25 protein-coding genes are annotated in these 23438 nt (G+C 68.8%); 21 read left to right on the top strand and 4 right to left on the bottom strand.

The window, feature by feature from the left end; all coding sequences use genetic code 11:
• Window positions 1-35: 35 nt before the first annotated feature.
• The gene (locus AACH06_RS03120) at window positions 36-539 is read right to left on the bottom strand and encodes a YHS domain-containing (seleno)protein (protein WP_341424136.1); all 504 of its coding nucleotides are present in this window, start codon (window positions 537-539) and stop codon (window positions 36-38) included.
• A gap of 49 nt (window positions 540-588) precedes the next feature.
• Complete coding sequence (locus AACH06_RS03115; RefSeq protein ID WP_341424135.1) at window positions 589-1179, bottom strand: carboxymuconolactone decarboxylase family protein; 591 nt, start codon at window positions 1177-1179, stop codon at window positions 589-591.
• 344 nt (window positions 1180-1523) lie between these two features.
• On the opposite strand from AACH06_RS03115, the gene AACH06_RS03110 reads away from it, so the two are divergent.
• Complete coding sequence (locus AACH06_RS03110) at window positions 1524-1832, top strand: DUF1801 domain-containing protein (RefSeq protein ID WP_341424134.1); 309 nt, start codon at window positions 1524-1526, stop codon at window positions 1830-1832.
• Between the two features lie 138 nt (window positions 1833-1970).
• The gene (locus tag AACH06_RS03105; protein WP_341424133.1) at window positions 1971-2603 is read left to right on the top strand and encodes an aspartate/glutamate racemase family protein; all 633 of its coding nucleotides are present in this window, start codon (window positions 1971-1973) and stop codon (window positions 2601-2603) included.
• A gap of 81 nt (window positions 2604-2684) precedes the next feature.
• Here the strand turns inward: AACH06_RS03105 and AACH06_RS03100 are convergent, their stop codons facing one another.
• Both AACH06_RS03100 and AACH06_RS03095 read right to left on the bottom strand, forming a co-directional pair.
• Window positions 2685-3503 (bottom strand): hypothetical protein, encoded by an 819-nt coding sequence (locus AACH06_RS03100; RefSeq protein ID WP_341424132.1) that lies wholly within the window; start codon window positions 3501-3503, stop codon window positions 2685-2687.
• Window positions 3504-3573: 70 nt separating this feature from the next.
• Window positions 3574-4521 carry a LysR family transcriptional regulator gene (locus tag AACH06_RS03095; RefSeq protein ID WP_341424131.1) on the bottom strand — a complete coding sequence of 316 codons (948 nt, stop codon included), beginning with the start codon at window positions 4519-4521 and terminating at the stop codon, window positions 3574-3576.
• 209 nt (window positions 4522-4730) lie between these two features.
• Here AACH06_RS03095 and AACH06_RS03090 point away from each other — a divergent pair, with 209 nt between their 5' ends.
• The 19 genes from AACH06_RS03090 to AACH06_RS03000 all read left to right on the top strand — a co-directional run bounded on the left by AACH06_RS03090 (window position 4731) and on the right by AACH06_RS03000 (window position 23383).
• A complete protein-coding gene (locus AACH06_RS03090; protein ID WP_341424130.1) occupies window positions 4731-5828 on the top strand; it encodes an FAD-dependent monooxygenase in 1098 nt (365 codons plus the stop codon).
• Between the two features lie 30 nt (window positions 5829-5858).
• Window positions 5859-7517 carry a DUF1302 domain-containing protein gene (locus tag AACH06_RS03085; protein ID WP_341424129.1) on the top strand — a complete coding sequence of 553 codons (1659 nt, stop codon included), beginning with the start codon at window positions 5859-5861 and terminating at the stop codon, window positions 7515-7517.
• Window positions 7518-7541: 24 nt separating this feature from the next.
• A complete protein-coding gene (locus AACH06_RS03080; protein ID WP_341424128.1) occupies window positions 7542-8888 on the top strand; it encodes a DUF1329 domain-containing protein in 1347 nt (448 codons plus the stop codon).
• Between the two features lie 14 nt (window positions 8889-8902).
• A complete protein-coding gene (locus AACH06_RS03075; protein WP_341424127.1) occupies window positions 8903-9931 on the top strand; it encodes a WD40/YVTN/BNR-like repeat-containing protein in 1029 nt (342 codons plus the stop codon).
• Entirely contained in the window at window positions 9928-12372 is a 2445-nt protein-coding gene (locus AACH06_RS03070) for an efflux RND transporter permease subunit (RefSeq protein WP_341424126.1), read from the top strand. The genes AACH06_RS03075 and AACH06_RS03070 overlap by 4 nt, the downstream gene beginning before the upstream one ends.
• The gene (locus AACH06_RS03065) at window positions 12369-12860 is read left to right on the top strand and encodes a nuclear transport factor 2 family protein (RefSeq protein WP_341424125.1); all 492 of its coding nucleotides are present in this window, start codon (window positions 12369-12371) and stop codon (window positions 12858-12860) included. The genes AACH06_RS03070 and AACH06_RS03065 overlap by 4 nt, the downstream gene beginning before the upstream one ends.
• 15 nt (window positions 12861-12875) lie before the next feature.
• A complete protein-coding gene (locus AACH06_RS03060) occupies window positions 12876-14042 on the top strand; it encodes an alpha/beta hydrolase family protein (RefSeq protein ID WP_341424124.1) in 1167 nt (388 codons plus the stop codon).
• A 13-nt stretch (window positions 14043-14055) separates the two neighbouring features.
• Window positions 14056-14976 (top strand): VOC family protein, encoded by a 921-nt coding sequence (locus AACH06_RS03055; RefSeq protein WP_341424123.1) that lies wholly within the window; start codon window positions 14056-14058, stop codon window positions 14974-14976.
• A gap of 15 nt (window positions 14977-14991) precedes the next feature.
• Window positions 14992-15330, top strand: coding sequence for a Rieske (2Fe-2S) protein (locus AACH06_RS03050; RefSeq protein WP_341424122.1), 339 nt, complete (start codon window positions 14992-14994; stop codon window positions 15328-15330).
• On the top strand, window positions 15327-16454 hold the full coding sequence (locus AACH06_RS03045; RefSeq protein WP_341424121.1) for an FAD-dependent oxidoreductase: 1128 nt from the start codon (window positions 15327-15329) through the stop codon (window positions 16452-16454). The genes AACH06_RS03050 and AACH06_RS03045 overlap by 4 nt, the downstream gene beginning before the upstream one ends.
• A 10-nt stretch (window positions 16455-16464) precedes the next feature.
• Window positions 16465-17634, top strand: a complete 1170-nt coding sequence (locus tag AACH06_RS03040; RefSeq protein WP_341424120.1) for an MFS transporter — start codon at window positions 16465-16467, stop codon at window positions 17632-17634.
• The gene (locus AACH06_RS03035) at window positions 17631-18473 is read left to right on the top strand and encodes a cyclase family protein (protein ID WP_341424119.1); all 843 of its coding nucleotides are present in this window, start codon (window positions 17631-17633) and stop codon (window positions 18471-18473) included. The genes AACH06_RS03040 and AACH06_RS03035 overlap by 4 nt, the downstream gene beginning before the upstream one ends.
• Before the next feature lie 5 nt (window positions 18474-18478).
• Window positions 18479-19105 carry a cupin domain-containing protein gene (locus tag AACH06_RS03030; protein WP_341424118.1) on the top strand — a complete coding sequence of 209 codons (627 nt, stop codon included), beginning with the start codon at window positions 18479-18481 and terminating at the stop codon, window positions 19103-19105.
• A complete protein-coding gene (locus AACH06_RS03025; protein WP_341424117.1) occupies window positions 19102-20097 on the top strand; it encodes a fumarylacetoacetate hydrolase family protein in 996 nt (331 codons plus the stop codon). Before AACH06_RS03030 ends, AACH06_RS03025 begins: the two co-directional genes overlap by 4 nt.
• The gene (locus tag AACH06_RS03020; protein WP_341424116.1) at window positions 20097-21038 is read left to right on the top strand and encodes an NAD-dependent epimerase/dehydratase family protein; all 942 of its coding nucleotides are present in this window, start codon (window positions 20097-20099) and stop codon (window positions 21036-21038) included. Before AACH06_RS03025 ends, AACH06_RS03020 begins: the two co-directional genes overlap by 1 nt.
• Window positions 21039-21260: 222 nt before the next feature.
• A complete protein-coding gene (locus tag AACH06_RS03015; RefSeq protein WP_341424115.1) occupies window positions 21261-21911 on the top strand; it encodes an NUDIX domain-containing protein in 651 nt (216 codons plus the stop codon).
• 13 nt (window positions 21912-21924) lie between these two features.
• Complete coding sequence (locus AACH06_RS03010; protein ID WP_341424114.1) at window positions 21925-22320, top strand: GFA family protein; 396 nt, start codon at window positions 21925-21927, stop codon at window positions 22318-22320.
• The gene (locus AACH06_RS03005; RefSeq protein WP_341424113.1) at window positions 22317-22886 is read left to right on the top strand and encodes an NIF family HAD-type phosphatase; all 570 of its coding nucleotides are present in this window, start codon (window positions 22317-22319) and stop codon (window positions 22884-22886) included. The genes AACH06_RS03010 and AACH06_RS03005 overlap by 4 nt, the downstream gene beginning before the upstream one ends.
• 8 nt (window positions 22887-22894) lie before the next feature.
• Window positions 22895-23383 carry a GNAT family N-acetyltransferase gene (locus tag AACH06_RS03000; protein WP_341424112.1) on the top strand — a complete coding sequence of 163 codons (489 nt, stop codon included), beginning with the start codon at window positions 22895-22897 and terminating at the stop codon, window positions 23381-23383.
• The last annotated feature ends 55 nt before the right edge of the window (window positions 23384-23438 follow it).

The raw sequence follows: 23438 nt of genomic DNA, 5'->3' as shown, positions 1-23438 counted from the left end.
CAGGCAGCGAGCACCGCGCGCCCCGTGGGGCCTCGTCAGCCCAGGGACTTGGGCGTCTTGTGGCGAATCTGCGGCCAGTTCGCATCTGCCTTTCGGTTGTTGCCGGCCACGTCCTCGAGGTACTTCTTCTGGACGTCCTTGTTCACGTTCAGATAGAGCTTGCCGTCGAAGATCGTCCATGCGGTCGGGTCGCCGTCGAGCTTCTTGTCCAACGCCACACCCATGGCGCAGAAGCCACCGTACTGCGGCTCGTACTTCGCCGGCGCGGCCTTGAACGCATCACGGTGGGCGGCACTGGCGAACAGGTAGGTCACGCCGCCATGCTGGGCGCTGAACTCGGACTGGCCCGCTGTCGGGGCGCCGAGGGTGAAGTAGGCCACCGGGTCGTAGCCCTTCAGGCCGATGCCTTTGGTGTCCACGTTGACGGCGGCCGAAGAGTTTTCGTCGTAGGCGTGGCTGGCCAGCGGGACGACGGCGGCCAGAAGTGCGAAGGTGGTCGTCAGCGCGAAGAGGCCGGTGCGCAGGGTGCGGGTGTTCATGGCAGTGTGCTGGTGAGAGGTGTCAAGAGTTGTCAGGCAACAGGGTCGTTCAAGCCGGCGTGTGCGAGCTGACGCGGGGAAAGTCGACATCGGTGCGCGCCACGTTGTTGACGTAGTTCGTCAGCACGTTCAGGGCCACGTGCAGCACGATCTCGATCGTCTCGGCGTCGTTGAAGCCGGCACTGCGAAGGGCGGCGATGTCGCTGTCTTGCACACGGCCGCGCTCACTGGCCACGCGCTGGGCGAAACGCAAGGCAGCAGCGCGGCGCACATCCAGGGCGCGCGCATCGCGGGCCTGCGCGATCTCGTCGTCGGTGAGCTTGACCAGGTTCTTGCCGATGTAGCTGTGCGCGGCCAGGCAGTAATCACAGCCGTTGAACTCGGCCACGGCCAGGGCCAGCGATTCGCGCAGCTTGACATCGAGCGTGCCCTTGTCGAGCGCACCGCTCAGCGAAAGGTAGCCCTCCAAGGCCGCGGGCGATTGGCCCAACAGCTTCATCAGGTTCGGAACGACACCGAGCTTCTGGTGCACAGCCTCCAGCAGGGGCTTGGACGCAGCGGGAGCATCGGAGACGGCGGGGATCGACAGGCGGGACATGATGAGACCTTTCAGGGTGGGCACCGCGGTGTGTTGCGGCATGTCCATCACTGTAGAAATCCGTCCTCAGCCACGGGTGACTTGGCGTCTCGCAAAAGTGGCCCAGCGTCCCGGTGCGGGCGTTTCGTGTCGCTGTCGACCAGGCAAGCGGTGCTCCGTGGGCCACCCGGGTGGCCCCAGGTGACCCCAGGCGGCCCCAGGTGGCTTGGGGCTCGACAGACGCTGGCGCCAGACTGAAGAATCGCGTGAGAACGGCCCCCCCGCCCGCCTCCAGCCACCTTGCGACCCGCCGCCCATGAACCGACTCTTCCTGCTCGACACCGCACCCCGGCCCGCACCCGGAGATCGACGCCTGGCTGCAGCGACAACGCCCCGAGCTGGCGGCGATGGCGTCGCGCTGGTTCACCGTGCTGCGCCACTGCGGCCCCGACGTGCGCGAGGTGCTGCACGATGGGCACCCCACCGCCTGCGTCGGGCAGGCAGCGTTCGCGTACGTCAACGCGTTCTCCGCGCATGTGAACCTGGGCTTCTTCCATGGCGCCGATCTCGCTGACCCGTCCGGCCTGCTTGAAGGCACCGGCAAGTTCATGCGCCACGTGAAGCTACGCCCTGGACACCCTGTGGACGACCACGCCGTCGACAGCCTCATTCAACGGGCCTATCAAGACATCCACGCTCGGCTGGCGGCTGCCTGAATGCAAGCCGGCTGACACCGCGCACCTCCCGCCTCTGAGGCCCGACATCTGCGCCGCGTGTCGTGGACTCGCCCGATCGGACGAACGGGATGGACAATGCCCCGTCGCCGAGCCCTCCGGAAGCCACGGCGCACTCGCATGAAGATCGCCCTCATTCACGCCTTGCGGCATTCGCCCCCGCCGATCGAGGCAGCCTTCGCCAGGCTGTGGCCCCAGGCACGCCTGATGAACCTGCTGGACGACAGCCTGTCCGCCGATCTGGCCCGCGACGGGGTGTTGACCGACCGGATGACCGAACGTTTCCTCACCCTGGCGCGCTACGCCGCGGATGCCGGAGCCGACGGCATCCTCTTCACCTGCTCCGCGTTCGGCCCCTGCATCGAGGCCTGCCGCACACGGCTGCACCCGCTGCCGGTCCTGAAGCCCAACGAGGCCATGATCGACGAGGCCGCGGCGATCGGCGGTGTCGTCGGCCTGTTGGCGAGCTTCGCGCCGACGCTGGAATCGATGCCGCGCGAGTTTCCCGCCGGCATCACCGTGCGGCCGAAGTGGGCGCCCGGTGCACTGGCCGCGCTCGATGCGGATGACGCGCTCGCGCACGACCGCCTGGCCGCGCAGGCGGCCCGCGACCTCGCGTCGTGCGATGTCATCGCCCTGGCACAGTTCAGCCTGGCGCGCGCGGCCGAAGCGGTGCAGCGTGCCACCGGGTTGCCGGTCCTGACGACGCCCGACTGTGCCGTCCGGCGCATGCGTGCCCTGCTCGAACCCTGAGGTCAGTCGCACGGTGGCGCAGCACAGCGGGCCAAGTTATTGCAACCGAAGGCCCCGAGTTGGGCGGTCGCGCGCCGAACGCTAGCCCTGCTTTTCCACAGGCAGGGTCGACTGGCGCTCACTCAAGAGGAAGACGATCGCCCCGATCGGGACCATGATCGACATCGTCCACGGCCCCAGCCAACCCACCCGCGACAGCCCCGCCCCCAGGAATCCCACGTAAAGCAGCTGGAACGAGACGCTGCCCTGCTCCCAGCTCAGCGAGATCGAGCACACGCCCACCAGCGTCAGCAGACACCAGAGCCACTTCCGCTTCAGGCCCCGGGTTCGCAGGCACCGGATGAACGCGAACAAGCACAGGGCCGCCGACGCGATGGCGAGGACCGCGAAGACATAGTGGATGGCACCCTTGTCCTTCAGGCTCAGGGCATTGAGCTCCGACAGCGGCGCAGGCAGGGGCTCGACATGCAGGCCCAGGATCCGGAATGCCCCAGCTTCTCCAGACAGCGTGACCGTCGCCACCACCCACCGGGCGGCCGGCGCGGTGGGTGGGCCCGAGGCAAAGGTGTACTCGATGGCGACGCGCGTCGTCCGTGTGGACGACCCACCCTCGGACAGCGAGGCTTGCTGGAAGAAGCGCCAGTCGACCGGCTCGACGTGCGTGGGTTCGGTGGTCGGGAGCATGGCCGCCACTCGCCGAATCTCGTCACCCACCTGCGACTGACGGATGCGATCGTCGAGCAATGCCTCCACGGCCGCGACATCTCCCGAGGCCAATTGGCGCACCGCCGACTGCGCGAATTGCGCTTCGGGCGTGCTGAAGAATTGATCCGTCGAACGAGGCACACCGCAGCCGGAAAGCAGCAGCATCCACAGAAAGGTCACGATCCATCGAAACATGTCAGCACCATCATCAGATCCATCACAGAGCGCGCACGCTGGCGGCTCCCCCTCCCCCGTGGGACGCGCTTCAGCCAGGGGCCGAGCCCGCCACCCCTGGCAGCGACTCGGCATCCATTCTCACCACCGCCCGGCGCAGCAACTCGCGCAGCCATGACAGGCCGGGGTCGTGGGTGCGGTACTTGTGCCACTGCATCGCCTGCTGCATGTGCTCCAGCGGGAAGGGCGGCGGGCGCAAGGCCAACGGCCAGGCCCTGGCGAACAGACGCGCGAGCCGAGAGTGCACCGTGGCGACGTATTCAGTGCCTTGCACCAAGGCCGGCAGCGAGGCGAAGCCGTAAGTGGTCACCGCGACACGCCGGCTGATGCCGTAGCGCTTGACGAACCAGGCCTCGAAAGACTCGCCGCTGCCCCCCTGCGGCTGCATCACCACGTGCGCGGCGCCCGCGTACTGGTCGAAGCCGAAGTCGCCGCGGGCCAGCGCGCTGTGACGCCACAGGACGCAGTCGAAGCCCTCGTCGTAGAGCACCTCGTCCGGGTGATCGGGTGAGAGAAACCCCCGCGGGATGATGAGCAGGTCGGCCTCGCCCCGTTCCAGGTTGCGTTGCGGGTTCGTCACCTGCGGCAGCAACTCGAAACGGGCGGTGCAGCGCTGGGCCGCGGCCAGCGCGAGCACATGCGGCATCAACACCATCTGGGTGTAGTCCGACATGAAGATCCGAAAGGTGCGGTCGGTGGCCGCCGGATCGAACTCGGGCTGAATGGCGATCGCGCTGTCGATGCGCACCAGCACATCCCGCACGGCATCGTGCAGCCCCTCGGCACGTGGCGTGGGCTCCATCTTCCGGCCCACCTGCACCAGCAACTCGTCTTCGAAATAGTCACGCAGCCGAGACAGCGCGCTGCTGACGGCCGAGGGCGTGAGGTTCAGGCGTTCGGCGGCGCGCGTGATGCTGCGTTCTGTGAGCAGCGCGTCCAGCGCGATCAGCAGGTTGAGGTCGAGTCGGTTGAAGCGCATGAGCAGCCGATAGGCGGGGTTAACCCTCGATCGTTAGATGGCATCGAATCGTCGTGTCGATCGAAGTCGATTTTCATGTGGCTCTGGCGTCCCTAACCTCTCGCTAACCCGATTCCATACCTACACAGGAGACAACGAATGGCCTTCGGCCAGGCGATGGGCGAACTCGCGCCTTCGATCCATGCGGCACGCTGCCTCAGGGGCTGGGCGTGGCACTGAATATCGCCATCGTCGGGGCGGGCCTGGCCGGCCTCGCTGCAGCCGTCGCCGTGACCTCAGCGGGCGCGCAGGCCGACGTGTTCGACTGCCAGGCGGCGCTGGCAGCACCGCCGGTGCATCTGGACGTGGTGCCCGCGCTGTTTCGCGATCTGGTGCTGCTGGGGCTGGGCGAGCCGTGTGTTCGACAGGGCTTCCCCTACTACGGCACCGCCGTCGTGGACGCTGAAGGACGCCCCCGCTTCGAGATGCCCACCCCGCAGTTGGCTGGCACGCGCTGGCCTGCTGCCGTCGGGATGGGCTACGCGACGCTGTTGCGTGTGCTGCACGATGCCGCCGTCGCCCAGGGCGCCCGCGTGCATTGGCGGTCGACGATCACCGCCGTCGATGCGGCAGCCCGCCACTGCCGGCTCGTCACGCAAGAAGGCAGCACTTGGCAATGCGATTTCGCCTTGCTGGCCGGCGCACGCGGCGTCGACGGCATCGCGCTGCCTCTGGCCACGCCGGCCGCCCCATTGACGCAACGCTGGGACCACGTGCTGCTGCCCCGCCCCCAGGGGCTCGATCGCTCGACGTGGATCGTCGGCCCGGGCCGGCACAAGGCGCTGGTCGTGCCCACAGGCCCCGCCGAAGCGGGCATCGCCGTGCTGCGCGAAGCCCAAGCTGAGCGGACGCCGGAGGCGCTGCGGGCCCACCTGAGCGCGCAAGGGCCGTGGCTGGCCGCCGCAGCCGCCCACATCCGAAACGAGGCCCCTGTCGTCGCACGACCGGTGCACAGCGGCCTGCTGGCCGGCGACTGGTACCAAGGCACGGTGCTGCGCATTGGAAGCAGCGCGCACCTGCTGCCCCCCCATTTCGGCCAGGCCGCCGCGCAAGCGGTGGAAGACGCCACGGTACTGCAACAACTGCTTTGCCTTGGCCTGGCCCCCGACGCGTTGTTCGAGCAGTTCATGCAACGGCGCGCCGCGCGTGCTGCGCGGGTGCACGCCGTCTGCACCCAGGCTGCGCGTTGGGACCTGCACCCGGAACCATCGACCGACCTGGCCGCGCTGGCGCGCGAGCTGGCCCCGATCGTCGAACAGCGGGCCTGAGTTGACGGCCCACACCACCACGAGGAGACCATGACAACAACACCCCGACACCTGCTGCGGCTCAGCGCCATCGCGCTGGCCGTGGGCATCGTCTCGCAGGCACACGCCTTCGAGATCGACACCGGCACCCCGGACTTCAAACTGCGCTGGGACAACACCCTCAAGTACAGCGCAGCGTCACGCCTCGATCGCCGATCGGCGGGCCTGTCGGAAACCCGTTTCGGCCCGGGCGGCATCGAAGGGCCCAACAACCTGAACCAGGACGACGGCGACAACAACTTCGATCGCGGGCTGGTGTCGAACCGCGTTGATGTGCTGAGCGAGCTGGATGCGAGCTACGGATCGTTCGGTGCCCGCATCAGCGCAGCGGCCTGGTACGACGCTGTCTACAACCGGCGCAACCAGAACCGCACCTCCACCGCCAACCACGATCCTGCGAACGATTTCCCCGACGAAACGCGCCGCATCATGGGCCGCGAGGCCGAAGTGCTGGATGCCTTCGTCTTCGGCAAGTTCCAACTCGGCGAGCATGCGGCCAGCGTGCGCCTGGGCCGCCACACACTGCTGTGGGGCGAAAGCCTGTTCTTCGGTGCCAACGGCATCGCCGGCGGCATGGCGCCGCTCGATCTGCCGAAGCTGCTGGCCGTGCCGAACGCTCAGTTCAAGGAGATCGCGCGGCCGACCGGCAAGCTCTCAGGGCAGGTGCAGCTGACTGATGCGCTCACCCTCGGTGCCTACATCGGCTACGAGTGGGAGAAGACACGTCTGATCCCGGTCGGTGCGTACCTGTCCACCAGCGATTCGCTCGGCCCGGGCGCCGAGCGCATCAACGCCGGCCCGACCGGTGTGTTCGTCAACGCAGGTGACCTCGATGCCCGCGACAGCGGCCAGGGCGGAGTGCAGCTGCGGTGGCGTGTCGATGCCATCGACACCGACATCGGCTTCTACGCCATCCGCTTCCACGCCAACAGCCCCAGCAACATCTGGACGACGCTGGACGGCGCCCCCCCCGCGCTCACCGCCGCGAGCTACCGGTGGGCCTACCACGAGGGCATCCAGGCCTATGGCTTCAGCGTCGCGAAAACGATCGACGAATGGAGCCTGGCCGGCGAGGTTTCTTACCGCACCAACACGCCACTGGCCAGCGCCGGCCAGGCAGTGATCCCGGCCATCGGTGTGGGGGTCGATTTCGACAACCGCGGCAACCCGGGCTACGCGGTGGGCAAGACGGCGCATGCCCAGTTCTCTTGGTTGGCCAGCCTGGGCCCGAGTGTCATCGCCAGCGAGGCCAGCTTCCTGGGCGAGATCGCCTGGAACCAGCGCGTTTCGGTGACGAAGAACGAATCGATGCTGAACCCGAATGCGGACAAGTCGGCCACGGCCATGCGCATGGTCTATGCGCCCGCCTACCGCCAGGTGCTGCCCGGCCTGGACCTCAATCCGAGCGTGGGCGTGGGCTACACCTGGGGTCGCTCATCGGCGCTGGGCCCGGCCTTCGGGCCCGACCACGGCGGCGATCTCAACCTCGGCCTGGGCGCCGTCTACCTCGGCAACTGGTACGCCAACGTGGCCTACGTGCACTACCTGGGCGCCGAGGGGTCGACGCTCGACAACGCGAGCAACGCGCAGTTCAAGCAGGCGCTGAAGGACCGCGACTTCGTGTCCATCTCGCTGCGCACCACCTTCTGACAAAAGCCTTCCGGAGACACCCCCATGCGACACCTCACCCGCGCGCTGCTGTGCGCCTCGGCGCTGGCCGCCGCGGCCGCGCAAGCGGCCGTCACCGCCGACGAAGCCGCGAAGCTGAAGACCACCCTCACCCCCTTTGGCGCCGAGCGCGCCGGCAATGCCGACGGCAGCATCCCCGCGTGGACCGGTGGCTACACCACGCCCGTCGCGGGCTTCAAGAACGGCGGCCGCCGCGGCGACCCGTTCGCTGGCGACAAGCCGCTCTACTCCATCACCGCCGACAACCTGGCCACCCACGCGGCCAAGCTGAGCGAAGGCACCCAGGCGCTGCTGAAGAAATACCCGAAGACGTTCCGGGTCGACGTCTACAAGACGCACCGCACCGCGGCCGCGCCGGCCTGGGTGTACGACGCGACCTTCAAGAACGCCACCAGCGCCCGGCTGGAAGGCGAGACCGTCCGCGGTGCCTTCGGCGGCATTCCGTTCCCGGTGCCGAAGTCGGCCCGCGAGATCGTCGCCAACAACGAGTTGCACTGGCGCGGCGACGCCTGGCAGAGCGACTTCCGCGGCTACCTGGGCACGGCGAACGGTCAGCGCGTGCTGTCGGTCGAAGGCCTGGGCGACTTCCAGATGCCCTACTACGCCGAAGGCCAGGCCGACAAGTTCAATGGCGACTACTGGTTGATCCGTCTCGTCAACAGCGGGCCGCCGGTGCGTGCCGGCGAGGCCATCACCGGCCGCCAGAACCTCGATCAGGACAAGACCCAGGTGTGGGTGTACCTGACCGGCCAACGCCGCGTGCGCAAGCTGCCCAACGCCTGCTGCGACACGCCGACGCCCGCCACCAGCGGCGTGGCCAGCTTCGACGAGGTGGACGTGCTCTCCGGCCGCACCGATCGCTTCGAGTGGAAGATCGTCGGCAAGCAGGAGATGCTGATCCCCTACAACAGCAACCGCCTGCACGTGCCCACCAAGGACAGCGACGTGCTGCTGGCCAACCACCTGAACCCCGATCACGTGCGCTGGGAACTGCACCGGGTGTGGGTGATCGAGGCCACCCTCAAGCCCGGCCAGCGGCACCAGGCGCCCAGGAGCCGCTACTACATCGACGAGGACACCTGGGTCGCCGTGCTCGGCGATCGGTGGGACGCCAACGGCCAGCTGTGGAAGACGCTGTGGGCGCACCCGGTGGTGATGCCCGATCTGCCCGCCACCACGCCGCAGCAGCAATGGGGCTTCAACGACCTGATCTCCGGCGCCTGGTACGCCAGCGGCGTGGTCAACGAGAAAACGGTGCACTACAAGACCGTGCCGCGTCGGCCCGATGGCTTCTTCACCGGCGACGCGCTCGCCGGTGAAGGCGTGCGTTGAGTGGGGTGCGTCGCATGAAGGCCTGTTCCAGGCGGCTCGCCGCCCTCGCATCCACCCTGGTCGTGCTCACTCTGCCGGCCGCTGCCGCCCCGGTCGGCGAAGCGCTGCAGCGCCCGGCCCTGCAGGTGCGGGCGCCTGAACGCAGCGTGCTGTTGTCGATCGCGAAAGCCGGGGATCGCTGGGTCGCCGTGGGTGAACGCGGCATCGTGGTGATCAGCGACGATGGCGGCACGCACTGGCGCCAAGCGCCCTGCCCCGTGAGCGTGACGCTCACCACCGTCCGCTTTGCCGATGCCCGGCGCGGCGTGGCGGTAGGCCATGGCGGCGCCGTGCTCACCACCGCCGATGCGGGTGAGACCTGGCAGTTGCGGCTGGATGGGCGCCGCGTGGCACAACTGGCGCGGGCCGCGGCCACCACCCCCGAGGCGCAGAAGGAGGCCGAACGCCTGCTGGCCGACGGGCCGGACAAACCCTTCCTCGATGTGCTGGTCTGGGATGCCCAGCGCCTGCTCGCGGTGGGTGCGTATGGCCTGGCCGTCTACTCGCCCGATGGCGGCGCCACCTGGTCGTCGTGGTCGGCGCGCGTGCCCAACCCGAAGGGCCTGCATTGGTACGTAGCCCGGCGCCAAGGCGACACGCTCGTGCTCGCCGGCGAGCAAGGTCAGATCGTTCGCTCGGACGACGGCGGCGCCAGCTTCCACGCCGTGGCCTCGCCCTACAAAGGCAGTTGGTTCGCCGGCGAGTTGCTGCCCGATGGCCGGCTGCTGATGGCCGGGCTGCGCGGCAATGTCTGGCGATCTGCCGACGCCAGCGGCGCGGGGTGGTATCAGTTGATCTCGCCCGTGCCGGCCACGGTCACCGGGATGCTGGCGATGCCCGGCGACGGGTGGCTGCTGGCCAACCAGGCGGGCATGTTGCTGCGCCTGCAGGGCGACACGCTGGCGCCGGTACCGGGCGAGCCGCTGCCGATGCCGGCGGCCCTGGCCTCGCGCCCGGACGGCCGCCTGCTGGTGGCGGGCATGGCAGGGGTGATCGCACGATGATCGACACCACGCTCACCACGATCACCACGAGTTCGGCACCGGCCGGGTCGCTGGCCGGCTTCGATACCCACTCGGGCTCGGCCGTCGAACGCCTGTTGTTCAACCACCGGCTCGTGGTGGTCGCCCTGTGTCTGCTGGCCACGCTGCTGCTGGGCTGGCAGGCCACGAAGCTGCAGCTGCACGCCAGCTTCGAAAAGACCATTCCGGGCAGCCACCCGTTCATCCAGAACTTCCTGCGCCATCAGGCCGATCTGAGTGGCCTGGGCAACGCCGTGCGCATCGCGGTGGCGCGGCCCACCGGCACGATCTACGACGCGGCCTACCTCGACACGCTGCGCCGCCTGTCGGACGAGGTGTTCCTGCTGCCGGGAGTCGACCGCGCCCGGATGAAATCGCTGTGGACCCCATCGACCCGCTGGGTCGGCGTCACCGAAGACGGGCTGGAGGGTGGGCCAGTCATCCCGGATGGCTACGATGGATCGGCGGGCAGCCTGCAGCAACTCGCCTCCAACGTAGCCCGCTCGAACGAGATCGGCCAACTGGTGGCTCGAGATGCCCGCTCCAGCGTCATCTTCGTCCCGCTGCTGGCGCATGACGCTGACGGCGGCGCGCTGGACTACGCACGGCTGTCGCAACGGCTCGACAGCCTGCGCGCCCAGTACGAAGCTGAAGGCGTCACCCTGCACATCACCGGCTTCGCCAAGATCGTCGGTGACCTGATCGAGGGGGTGCGCGCCGTGCTCGTCTTCTTCGCGATCGCGGTGGCCATCGCGACGGCGATGGTGTTCGCCTACACCCGCTGCGTGCGTTCCACGGCCTTGGTCGTGCTGGCCTCGCTGGTGGCGGTGGTGTGGCAGTTGGGGCTGCTGCCGACGCTGGGCTACGCGCTCGATCCCTATTCCATCCTCGTGCCCTTCCTCGTGTTCGCCATCGGCATGAGCCACGGCGCACAGAAGATGAACGGCATCATGCAGGACGTGGGCCGCGGCATGCACAAGCTGGTGGCCGCGCGATTCACCTTCCGGCGCCTGTTCCTGGCCGGCCTCACCGCCCTGCTGGCCGATGCGGTGGGCTTCGCCGTGCTGCTCGTGATCGACATCCAGGCGATCCGTGAGCTGGCGATCGCCGCGTCGCTCGGTGTGGGTGTGTTGATCTTCACCAACCTGATCCTGCTGCCCATCCTGCTGAGCTACACCGGCGTGAGCCAGCGGGCGGCCGAGCGCAGCCTCAGAGCCGAGCAGGCCGACGCCGCCGGCGCGAGCAAGCACCGCCTGTGGGCCTGGCTCGATCGCTTCACCCAGCGCCGCTGGGCCGCGGTGGCGATCGCCATCGCCGCGCTGCTCGGTGCGGCAGGCTTCTCGACCAGCCTGCACCTGCAGATCGGCGACCTCGACCCCGGCGCCCCGGAGCTTCGCGCCGACAGCCGCTACAACCAGGACGTGGCCTTCATGAATGCGGCCTACGGCGCTTCCAGCGACGTGGTCGCGGTGATGGTGAAGACACCCGAGGGCCAGTGCTCGAACTACGAGACGCTGAACAAGATCGACGCGCTCGAATGGCAGCTGAGACAGATCGACGGCGTGGAATCCACCAACACGCTGGCGCTGCTGAATCGGCGCGTGCTCACCGGCCTGAACGAGGGGAACCCGCGCTGGTATGAGTTCCTGCCCAACCAGGACATGCTCAACACCGTGACGGCCGGCGCGCCCCGCGGCCTGTACAACGACGCCTGCAGCCTGCTCACGCTCTATGTCTACCTGCGCGACCACAAGGCGGCCACGCTCAGCCGCGTGGTCGACCACGTGCAGGCCTTCGCACGCGACAACGACACCGCCGACACGCACTTCCTGCTCGCCGCCGGGTCCGCCGGCATCGAGGCCGCCACCAACATCGTCGTCAAGGACGCCTGGCGCCTGATGCTGGTGTTGGTCTACGGCGCGGTGGTGCTGCTGTGCTTCGCCACCTTCCGCTCGTGGCGCGCCGTGATGGTCGCCGTGCTGCCGCTGGTGCTGACCTCGTTCCTGGCCGAGGCGCTGATGGTGGCGCTTGGCATGGGGGTGAAGGTGGCCACGCTGCCCGTGATCGCGCTTGGCGTGGGCATCGGCGTGGACTACGCGCTGTACATCCTGTCTGTAGTGCTGGCCCAGTTGCGCGAGGGCAAGAGCCTGTCCGAGAGCTACTACCGGGCGCTGATGTTCACCGGCAAGGTGGTGCTCTTGACCGGTGTGACCCTGGCAGCCGGCGTGATCACCTGGGTGCTGAGCCCCATCAAGTTCCAGGCGGACATGGGGCTGCTGCTGGCCTTCATGTTCCTCTGGAACATGCTCGGCGCGCTGGTGCTGCTGCCGGCTCTCGCGCACTTCCTTCTGAAACGAACGGCCCGCACCGCCGAGGACTCGGCGGCCTTCGCAGGCCACCTTCAAGCGAGGCACTCCTCATGAACCTGATCGCCCGACTTTGCCTGCTGGCCTGCCTGCCGGCGGCACACGCCGCCGACACCACGCTGACGCCCGACGCGGTGTTCGATCGGTATGTGGCGGCCGTGCACGCCGGCGACATGCCGGCCGTCCGCGCGCTGATCTCTCCGGCCGTCGAGCGTTCGGACTTCGCCGGCTGCCGACCCGACATGGACAACGCCAGCTGCCTGGCGCACTACATCGAAGCGACCGTCGTGGGCCCGAAGGCTCGGCTGACCACGGTGCGCCGCCACACCGATGGCGACACCGTCACCGCCGAGCTGGAGGTGCGCAGCGCGCTGTACACGAAGACCGGCGTCGACCGCATCGTCGGCCGCGACATCGTTCGAGTGCGCGATGGCCGCATCCACGCCTTCCGCTTCGTGCCCGACTTCTCCGATGAACCCACGGCGGTCTTCTTCGCAACGCTGGGCATCGGCCCCCGCGCTTCGAAACCCGCCCCTCAACCCTGAGCACCACGCCTGCCCATGTTCAAGTACTTTCCCACCAACTACGTCTGGAACCTCTCGGTCGATCTGGCCATCGAGATGGGTGCTCGCATCGGCGAAATCGAAGCCATGTGCGCGCCGCTGCAAGAGGCCGCGAAGGCACACGACGCCGCGGGGACCCAGGCCTTTCGCGACACCTGGGTGCGCATGGCCGACCAGCTGTGCGAGCTGGCCGAAGAAGACGCGACCCGTGGTCGCCTCGTGTCCGCCGGCGAGAAATACAAGCGCGCCGCCGCCTACCTCATCACCGCCGAGCGTTTGCAGGCCCATGGCTCGCCCGGCCGCATGGCCTTGTACCGACGTGAGCTGGCGCTGTTCCAGAAGGGGCAGGGGCTGCTGGGTGATCCCGTCCGGCGGGTGGAGATTCCCTACGAAGGCCGTCATCTCTCGGCGCTGTACCGCCCGGCCGACGGCCTGCAACCTGGGCAGCGCGCACCGCTGCTGGTGCAGGTCAACGGGCTGGATTCGAAGAAGGAAATGAAGTACCTCGTCGGCCTGCCGGCCTGGTTGGCGCAGCGGGGCGTGTCTTCGCTGGTGGTGGACCAGCCCGGCACCGGCGAAGCGCTGCGCCTGGAAGGCCTGACGGCCCGCTTCGATGCCGAGCATTGGGCCAGCCGCGTGGTCGACTGGCTGGAGCAACACCCCGAGGTGGACGCCACGCGCATCGGCTGCGAAGGCGTGTCACTGGGTGGCTACTACTGCCCGCGCGCGGTCGCGATGGAGCCCCGCTTCGCCTGCGGCGTGGCCTGGGGTGCCAACCACGATTGGCGCGACGTGCAGAAGCGCCGCCTGGAGAAGGAGGGCGACTTTCCCGTTCCGCACTACTGGGCGCACGTGTGCTGGGTGTGGGGCGCGAAGGACGTTGACGACTTCATGCGCATCGCCGAGGACGTTCACCTGGACGGCGTGGTCGAGAAGATCCGTGTGCCCTTCCTGGTGACGCACGGCGAGCGCGATTCGCAGATCCCGCTGAAGTGGGCCCACCGCACCTACGAACAGCTGGTGAACAGCCCCAAGCGCGAACTGAAGATCTTCACCGACCGCGAGGGCGGTGCCCAGCACGCCAGCTTCGACAACAGCATCAACGCCGGTCACTTCATCGCCGACTGGGTGGCCGAGACCCTGCGCGGAAACACCCACCACTGACACGAGGAACCCCATGAACATCATCGGACCCGACGCCCTGGTCTTCGGCGTCGACGACCTCGCCGCCTGTCGGCAGTACCTGATTGACTACGGCCTGAAAGACGCCGGCGGCGGCCGCTTCGAGGCGCTCGACGGGACGGCCGTCGTGCTGCGCGCCCATGACGACCCCGCCCTGCCACCGGCGATGGGCACCGCCAGCCAACTGCGCGAAACGGTGTACGGCGTGGCCGATGCTGCGAGCCTGGATGCCATCGAGGCGGAGTTGCGGCGCGACCGCGAGGTCACCCGCCGCGACGGCGTGCTGCGCGCTGTCGACGACATGGGCTTCGCGCTCGCCTTCCAGGTGACCACGCGCCGCCCGATCACGCTGCCGGCCGAGACGGTCAATGCACCGGGCGCGGCCCCGCAACGCGGCCCCAACAGCCTGGGGCTGCCCGCCGAGATGGCTGCGCTGCCGAGATCGCTGTCGCATGTGGTGTATTTCGTGCCCGACGCGGACCGTGCCGAGGCGTTCTACCGGCGGATCGGCTTCGTCTGCACCGACCGGTTCACCGGTGTGGGCCCCTTCCTGCGTCCCGAGGGCACCCAGGACCACCACACGCTCTTCATGATCCAGACGCCGCCGTTCATGAAAGGCGTCGAGCACTTCACCTTCCATCTGGGCGGCCCCACCGAGGTGCTGCTGGCCGGCACCCGCTTCGTCGAGAAGGGATACGAGAGCTTCTGGGGCCCGGGCCGCCACCGCTTCGGCAGCAACTGGTTCTGGTATTTCAACTCGCCCCTGGGCTGCCATGTCGAGTACGACGCCGACATGGACCTGCACGACGCCCACTGGCAGCCGCGCGAGGTCGGCATGGGCGCCGATGCCTCGCAGGCCTTCTTGTTCCAGTACCGCGAGCGCTGGGCACCGTCCGGCCCGCCGCCCAAGGCCTGAGCGCCTGAGATCGCCATGCGCCTGTGCCATATCGATGACGTGCCCGACGGCGACTCGCGCGGATTCGATCCTCACGCGACCGGACGCGACACGTTGTTCGTGGTGCGGCGTGGCGCCACGCTGCACGCCTATGCCAACGCCTGCCCGCACCACGGCACACCGATGGCTTGGCGCCGACACGCCTACCTCGACGCCACCGGCGAACGCATCGTGTGCTTCGCCCATGGCGCGCAATTCGAGATCGATACCGGCCGATGCACCCTCGGCCCCTGCCTCGGCGAGGCTTTGACGCCTGTGCCGCTGGCCCTTCACGACAACGGCGAGGTCCACCTCGCCCAGGAGACGACTTCATGACCCTCGCAGCACGACGCATCCTCATCATCGGCGGCGGCTTCTCCGGCATGGCCGCGGCGATCGAATGCACCCGGCACGGTGCCGCCGTCGATCTCGTCGAGATCGACCCGGGCTGGCGCAACTACGGTGCCGGCATCAGCCTGGGCGGCGCCACGCTGCGCGCATTTCGCCAGCTCGGCGTCCTCGACGCCTTCTTGCGCGAGGGCCATGCGGCCGACGGCGTCAAACTGCACCTGCCGCATGGGCAGCAGGTGGCCGAGTTGCCCACGCCCCGCCTGGCCGGGGCAGATGTGCCCGGTGGCGGCGCCATCATGCGGCCGGTGCTGGCCCGCATCCTGGCCGAGGCCACCCGCGCATCCGGCACCCGCGTGAAGCTCGGCTGCACCTTCACCCACATCGAGCAGCACGCCGAGGGTGTGGAGGTGACGTTCAACGACGGCCAGCGCGAGCAGTACGACCTGGTCATCGGCGCCGACGGCCTGTACTCCAAGACCCGCGAGGCGCTCTTCCCGCACGCCCCGGCGCCCCGCTACAGCGGCCAGGCGGTCTGGCGCGCCGTGCTGCCGCGGCCACCCGAGGTGACCACCGCCATGATGTGGATGGGCCGCGTCAAGCCCGGCGTGAACCCGGTGTCGAAGACGCACATGTACCTGTTCGTCACCGAGCACCGGCCCCACAACGAGCACGTCGACCCCGCCACCTTCGCCACCCAGTTGCGGGCCTTGCTGGCAGAGTTTCCGGCGCCCTTGCTGCAGCAGATCCGCGCACAGATCGGAGACGACTCGCAGATCATCTTCCGCCCGCTGGAGGGTTTGCTGATGCCGCGTCCCTGGCACCGCGGCCGCGTGGTGTTGATCGGCGACACGGTGCACGCCACCACGCCGCACCTGGCCAGCGGAGCCTGCATCGGCATCGAGGACGCCCTGGTGCTGGCCGACGAACTCGCCCGCTGCGCCGAGGTGCCCACCGCCCTGCAGGCCTTCGAAGAGCGTCGCTGGGAGCGCTGCCGCATGGTGGTCGAGAACTCGGGGCGCCTCGGCGAGATCGAGATGGCCCATGGCGACATGGACGAACACGCCCGGCTGATGCGCGAGTCGCTGATGGCCCTGGCTCAGCCGATCTGAGGGGCGCGACATGACACGCACCGAATCACTGCCGGGCCGCCTGGCCTTGATGGCCGCGCACTGCGCCGGCATGGTCGATCTCGTGGCACTGCCCGTCTGGGTGGGCACGCTGATCTCACGCTACGGGCTGGACCCGCAACAGGCGGGTCTGCTGGCCACGCTGTTCCTCGCTGGCGCGGTGCTGGCCAGTGCCACGCTGGCACCGCGCTTCAGCCGCCTGCCCTCGCGCACCGTGAGCACGGCCGGGTTCACCGCCTCGGCGCTCGCCTTCTGGGGCCTGTCGTCGACCGATACCTTCTCGACGATGGCGCTGCTGCACGCCGTGGCCGGCGTGGCCACCGGTGCGGCACTCAGCGTCACCCACGGCACGATCGCCCGCAGCGCCAATCCGCATCGGCAGTTCGCGCTCGTCGGCACCGCGCTGGGCGTGTTCGCCATCGCCTTCCTGGGCGCCACGCCGGCTCTGGTGGCCGAGGCCGGCGGACCGGCGCTGTTTCTGGTGTTCGCCTCGGTGATGGCGTTCGCCGCCGTGGCGTGCGCGCTGGCGTTCCCGGAGGCTGAGGCGGCAGGCCGCACGGCCGATACACCCTCGCCGCTGCCACCCCCGCAGCCTCTGCCCCGAGCGGTGTGGTTCGGCATCGCCGGCATCGCGGCGATGGGCCTGGTGCAGTCGATGACCTTCAGCTTTCTAGAGCGGGTGGGCAGCGATCGCGACTTCGGCATGGCCGCCGTGACCGGGGTGTTGATCGCGCTCGGCATCGTCGATCTCTTCCCCGCCCCCTTGGCGGCGCTGTTGGAGCGACGCTGGCCAGCGCGCCGCGTGCTGCTCACCGGCCCGGTGGTGCAGGCCCTGCTGGTGGTGGTGATCATGAACGCCACGCAGTTCGCCCCGTATGCCGCGGCGGCGTCGGTGTTCGCCGCGGTGATGATCTTCACCCACACCTTCGCGTTCGGTCTGCTGGCCCGGATGGACACCAGCGGCCGCTCGATGGCCGCCACACCGGCGATGTTGATGACCGGGGCTGCCATCGGCCCGATCTTTGGCGGCACCCTGGTCAAGGCCTTCGGCTATGGCAGCCTGGGCCTCGCCGCCCTCGCCATCGGGGCATTGGCGGTGCTGTGTTTCTCGCGCATCCCACCCGTGACACCCGCCACCTTGCCTGAACAGGTGCTGGCATGAACACCCCCACCCTCCCCATCCACCCCAGCGGCATCGCCCGCTCCGCTCGAACGAGGCGTCGCTTCGTCGATCTCTCGATCTACCTCGAGAACGACGTGTTGTCCGATCCGCCGCCGCTGGCGCCGAAGATCACCTACCAGAAGCACGCCGATACGCTGCACGAGTTCATGGCGATGCTGCCCGGCACCCGCCCGGAGGACTACCCCGATGGCGAGGCCGCCGCGGCCGAGTGGGTGACCCTCACCACCCACAACGGCACGCACCTCGATGCGCCGTGGCACTTCCACTCCACCCAAGATGCGAAAGCAGGCGGGAGCCGGCCCTCGATCACCATCGACGAGGTGCCGCTGGAGTGGTGCTTCCAGCCCGGCGTGAAGCTGGACTTTCGCCACCTGCCCGACGGCCACGTGGCCACCGCGGCGGATGTGCAGGCCGAGCTGGCGCGCGTTGGCCACGAGCTGCAGCCGCTGGACATCGTGGTGGTCAACACCCGGGCCGGCTCGCGCTATGGCCACCCGGACTACCTCGGTGCCGGATGCGGCATGGGCTACGAGGCCACGATGTACCTGCTGGAGCGTGGTGTGCGCCTCACCGGCACGGACGCGTGGAGCTGGGACGCCCCCTTCAGCTACACCGCCAAGCGGGTGGCCGAGACCGGCAACAAGGCCCTGATCTGGGAGGGCCACAAGGCGGGGCGCGACATCGGCTACTGCCACCTGGAGAAGCTGCACAACCTGGAAGCGCTCCCGCCGCACGGCTTCACGATCAGTTGCTTCCCACACAAGATCCGCGGTGCCAGCGCAGGCTGGACACGCGCGGTCGCGATCTTCGAGGAGTGAACCCTTTGACTCAGTTCCCCCGCATCCACCGCGTCGTCACCGGCCACGCGCCGGACGGCCGCGCCATCGTCGTCAGCGACGGGCCGTTGCCCACGGTCGTCGAGCTGCAGGCGATCCCCGGAACCATCTTCCATGAGGTGTGGAGCACCGCCGGCGCCCCCACCGCCGTCGACAACGGCGCCGACCCGACGCTCGGCCCGCTGACGCTGCCGCCCCCTTCTTGCGGCACCCGCCTGCGCTTCGTCGACATTCCGCCCGACACGGCCGATTTCCTCGCCCACGGCGCCGGGCGCATGAAGGAAGCCTTCGGCCAGATTGGCGACGTGGGCGCCTCCACGGTGAAGGCCGACTCACCCCACCCGCTGATGCACCGCACCGAGTCGGTGGACTACGGTGTCGTCATCGAGGGCGAGATGACCCTGGTGCTGGACGACACCGAGGTGCCACTGGGTGCGGGCAGCGTGGTGGTGCAGCGCGGCACCAACCACGCCTGGGCCAACCGCTCGGGCCGCCCCTGCCGCATGCTGTTCGTTCTGGTGGACGGCCGCTACGCCCCCTCGACGGCGGAGGCGCTGGCCCGCCGCGCCGCCACCCCCCACGTCAGCACCACCGCATCCGAGTTGCCACGATGAGATTCGCCACGCTCAAAGACGGTTCGCTGGACGGGCGCCTCGTCGTCGTCTCGCGCGACGGCACCCGCGCCGTCGCCGTGCCCCGCATCGCCCCCCACCTGATCGACGCACTGCAGCGCTGGGATGCCGTGCGCCAGCCTCTCGAAGACGTGCAGTCGGCGCTCGACGCCGGCCCGATGGATGGCGCGTTCGCGTTCGACCCCCGGGCCTGCGCAGCGCCGCTGCCACGCAGCCCGCAATGGCTGGACGCCTCGGCCTTCTTGAACCATGGCCGGCTGATGGAGCGCGCCTTCAACACGCCCCCCATTCCCGATTTCGACACCGTGCCGGTGATGTACCAGGGCGCCAGCGACGATTTCCTCGGCCCCCACGACGAGGTGCCGTTGCCCAGCGAGGCCGACGGCATCGATTTCGAAGGCGAGTTCGGCGTGATCTGCGGGCCGGTTCGCATGGCCGCCACGCCGGACGAAGCCTTGGGCGCGGTTCGACTCATCGTCCAGATCAACGACTGGAGCCTGCGCGCACTGGGCCCGCACGAGATGAAGACCGGGTTCGGCTTCCTGCAAGCCAAACCGTCGACAGCGTTCGCGCCGATCGCCGTCACGCCGGATGAGCTGGGCGATGCGTGGCGCGACGGCCGCGTCCAGCTGAAGCTGCAGGTGCAGTGGAACGGCGAGCGTTTCGGCGAACCTCACGGTGGCGAGATGAATTTCTCCTTCGGTGAACTGGTGGCCCACGCCGCGCGCACCCGCCGCCTCACCCCCGGCTGCATCGTCGGCTCGGGCACCGTCTCCAACGTGGCGCGAAGTGCGGGCTCGGCCTGCATCGCGGAGCGCCGGGTGATCGAGAAGATCGACCAAGGCGACATCCGCACCGGCTTCATGCGCTTTGGCGATCGGGTGCGCATGCAGGCCCGCTTCGACGACGGGCGTGACGGGCCGTTCGGCGTCATCGACCAGCGGGTGGTGAAGCTCGCTGAGGGGGCCCGCTGATGCGCGTGCTGGTTACCGGCGCGGGCGGGTTCATCGGCCGCGCGCTTGTTCAGCGGCTGCTCGCCAGTGGCCTGGGTGGCCAACCAGTCACGCGGCTCACGGCATGCGATCTGTCACTGCAGGGGCTGCCGACCGATGAACGTTTGCGGCCCGTGCCCGGCTCGGTCGCCGAACCGGGTGTGCTGGAGCAAGCGCTGGCCGAGGCGGCCGAGGTGGTGTTCCACCTCGCCAGCATGCCGGGCGGCGCCGCTGAGCGGGCCCCCGTGCAGGCGCGCCGCGTGAACCTGGATGCCACCGCCCGCCTGTTGGACCTGCTCGCCGCGGCGGGCGACCGGCCCCGACTCGTGTTCGCGAGCACGGTCGCGGTGTACGGTGATCCGCTGCCCTGCGCTGTGGACGAATCCACACCGCCCCGACCATCGCTGAGCTACGGGGCCCACAAGCTGGCGGCCGAAGTGCTCGTGGCCGATGCGACCCGTCGTGGCGACGTGGCAGGCTGCTCGTTGCGGTTGCCCGGCATCGTGGCCCGCCCGGGAGACGGCGCCGGCCTCATCTCGGCGTTCATGAGCCGCCTGTTCTGGGCCCTGCGCGACGGCGTGCCCCTGGTGCTGCCGGTGAGCGCGCAGGGCATGGCCTGGTGGATGTCGGTCGGCTGCTGCGTTGACAACCTGCTGCATGCGGCCTGCGCCGATGCCGCCGCGCTCGCCCCCAGCAAGGTCGTGCAACTGCCCGCGCTCCACCTGTCGATGCAAGAGGTCATCGACGCGCTGGCCCGCGCCCATGGCCCCGACCGCGCCGCCCTTGTGCGCTTCGAGCCGGACGAACACGTGCAACGCCTGTTCGCCTCCTACCCACCCTTGCTCACCCCCGAGGCCGAGCGCCTGGGTTTCCGCCACGACGGCAACGCCGGAGAACTCGTTCGCCGCGCGACCGCCGGCTGATCGGGATCAGGGGTCACCTGAACGGCGCCCACCGGCCGACGCAGGCCGGCTACCCCGCGGAACTCACGGGTTCCTTTGCTATCCTGTGACGGCGGCTTCGGAGGTGCCCCCTCTGCTTCATTCGAAACTGGGGCGCCTCGCTTTCCGCTCGTCGCCTGCCCCTCGGCAGGCGATCTTGTTGGCGAGGCACGCGCCACAGCCCTCGTTTTGGAATTCCGTCCCGTGTCCCATTCCCTTCGCGCCGCCATCCACGCCGAGTTGCGGTGCATCACGCCGCTCGACGAGCTGGAGCGCGAGCACCTGGCAGACACGCTGGGATGGGTGGCCTCAGGCGCAGAGCTGTTCCGCCTCGCCAAACCTGCCACACCACCCCGGCACCTGGTGTCGTACTTCGCCGTGGTCGACGGCCCGCACATCCTGCTGGTCGATCACCTGAATGCCCAGTTGTGGCTGCCAGCGGGTGGGCACGTGGAGCCGGGCGAGCACCCACGGGCGACGGTCGTTCGGGAGCTGCTGGAAGAACTCGGCTTGCGCTGCCATCACCCGGTGGAGCCCCCGCTGATGGTGACCTGTACCCCTACGGTGGGACTGACGGCCGGGCACGTGGACGTTTCGCTCTGGTACGTGGTTCACGCGGATCGTCAGTCCCCGATCGTGTTCGATTGCAGCGAGTTTTTCGAGGCCCGCTGGTTTGCCTTCAGCGACGTGCCGCTGAATCGCGCCGACCCTCACCTGGGCCGGTTCATCCAGAAGCTGATAGGCATGGCGACAAGGCAGCCACTGACCTCTCACCCCAGCCAGCCGGCAAGCCAGCCCGTCGCAGAATGCCGCGATACGGCCGTCACCGACTGCCTGCCCCCACTCCAACCTTAGAAGACGCCTCACCATGACCACCCGTCTCGCCGCCTGCAGTTGTGGGCAACTCACCGCCCGGGTCGAGGGCGATCCGGTTCGGGTGTCCATCTGCCATTGCCTGGCCTGCCAACGCCGCACCGGCAGCGTGTTCGGCCAGCAGGCCAGGTTTGCGCGCGAGCGGGTCGCCACGTCGGGCGCCTCCACCGTCTACACCCGGGTGGGAGACGAGGGGTCACGGATCCGATTCCACTTCTGCCCGCAGTGCGGCTCGACCGTCTACTACGAGCCGGAAGGGCTGGAAGCGTTCATCGCGATCCCCGTGGGCGCCTTCGCCGACCCCGGCTTTCCACCGCCCACCGTCTCGGTCTACGAAGAACGCATGCACAGCTGGGTCGCGCCGCCCGCAGACGCCGAACACATCCCATGACGACGCTACCCCCGGCGCGCAAGCTTCTGGTGCTGGACCTCGATGAGACGCTGATCCACGCCAGCGAAGAGCCGCTCAACCGGACCGAAGACTTTCGCGTCGGCCCGTACTGGGTGTATCGCAGGCCACACCTGGAGGCATTCATCGACGCCGTCACCCCGGCGTTCGACCTCGCCGTCTGGACATCATCGGGCGAGTTGTATGCGCGACAGATCATTGAACGCATCCTTCCCGCGGGCGGGTTGAAGTTCATGTGGTCCAGTCGGCGCTGCACCACAGTGCGCGACTGGACAGATGGCGGCTACACCACGATCAAGAACCTGCGCAAGCTGAAGCGCCGGGGCTTTGCCCTGGAATCGGTCATTGCCGTCGACGACACCCCATCGAAGTACACCCGCAGCTACGGCAATCTCGTGACGGTGCGCGAGTACACAGGTGACGCCACGGACGTGGAGCTGAAACTGCTGGCCCGCTACCTGCTGACGTTGCAGCATGTGCCCAATGTGCGCACCCTCGAAAAACGCTACTGGCGCGAGCAGATGAACCCATCTGCCTCAGAAGGCTGAACACCTCGATGGTCACCGTATCTTTGAAACCATGGCAAGACCTGAACGAGGCCGAGCGGCAAGGCGTGTTGGCGCTGTCGGTCTCGGCTCAGCAGGTGGAGTACGCGGGCACGGTAGAGCGCTCGGTCCGGGCCTGCCAGGACGGTCCTGCCAGCGAAGTGGTGGGGCTCGCGATTCTTGAGGGCATGCGGGTGGTGGGGTTCCTGGTGCTCAAGCGCGGCAGCCGCGCGCCCGCCTGGGCCCGCGAGGGCGCTGCGGTGGTCAGTGCCTTGCGCATCGATCTGGCCTGCCAGGGCAAGGGTCTGGGCTCGGCCGCGCTGCGGATCTTGCCCAGTTGGGTGGCCACACACTGGCCCGATGCGCGCGCGGTCTCTCTGTCGGTCGATGAAGACAACCTCGCCGGGCGCCAGGCCTACACCAAGGCCGGCTTCGTGGACCACGGTGTTCGCGAAGAGGGCCGCATCGGGTGGGTGCGCTACATGTCGCGGCCTCAGTAGGCCGGCCACGCCGGCAGAGGCAGCGCACCCTCTGCCCACCGAAGGCTCCAGACGC

Origin of the sequence: Ideonella lacteola (genome assembly GCF_038066555.1) — a bacterium.
Taxonomy (GTDB): domain Bacteria; phylum Pseudomonadota; class Gammaproteobacteria; order Burkholderiales; family Burkholderiaceae_C; genus Ideonella; species Ideonella lacteola.
This window is presented reverse-complemented; position numbering and strand designations above follow the sequence as displayed.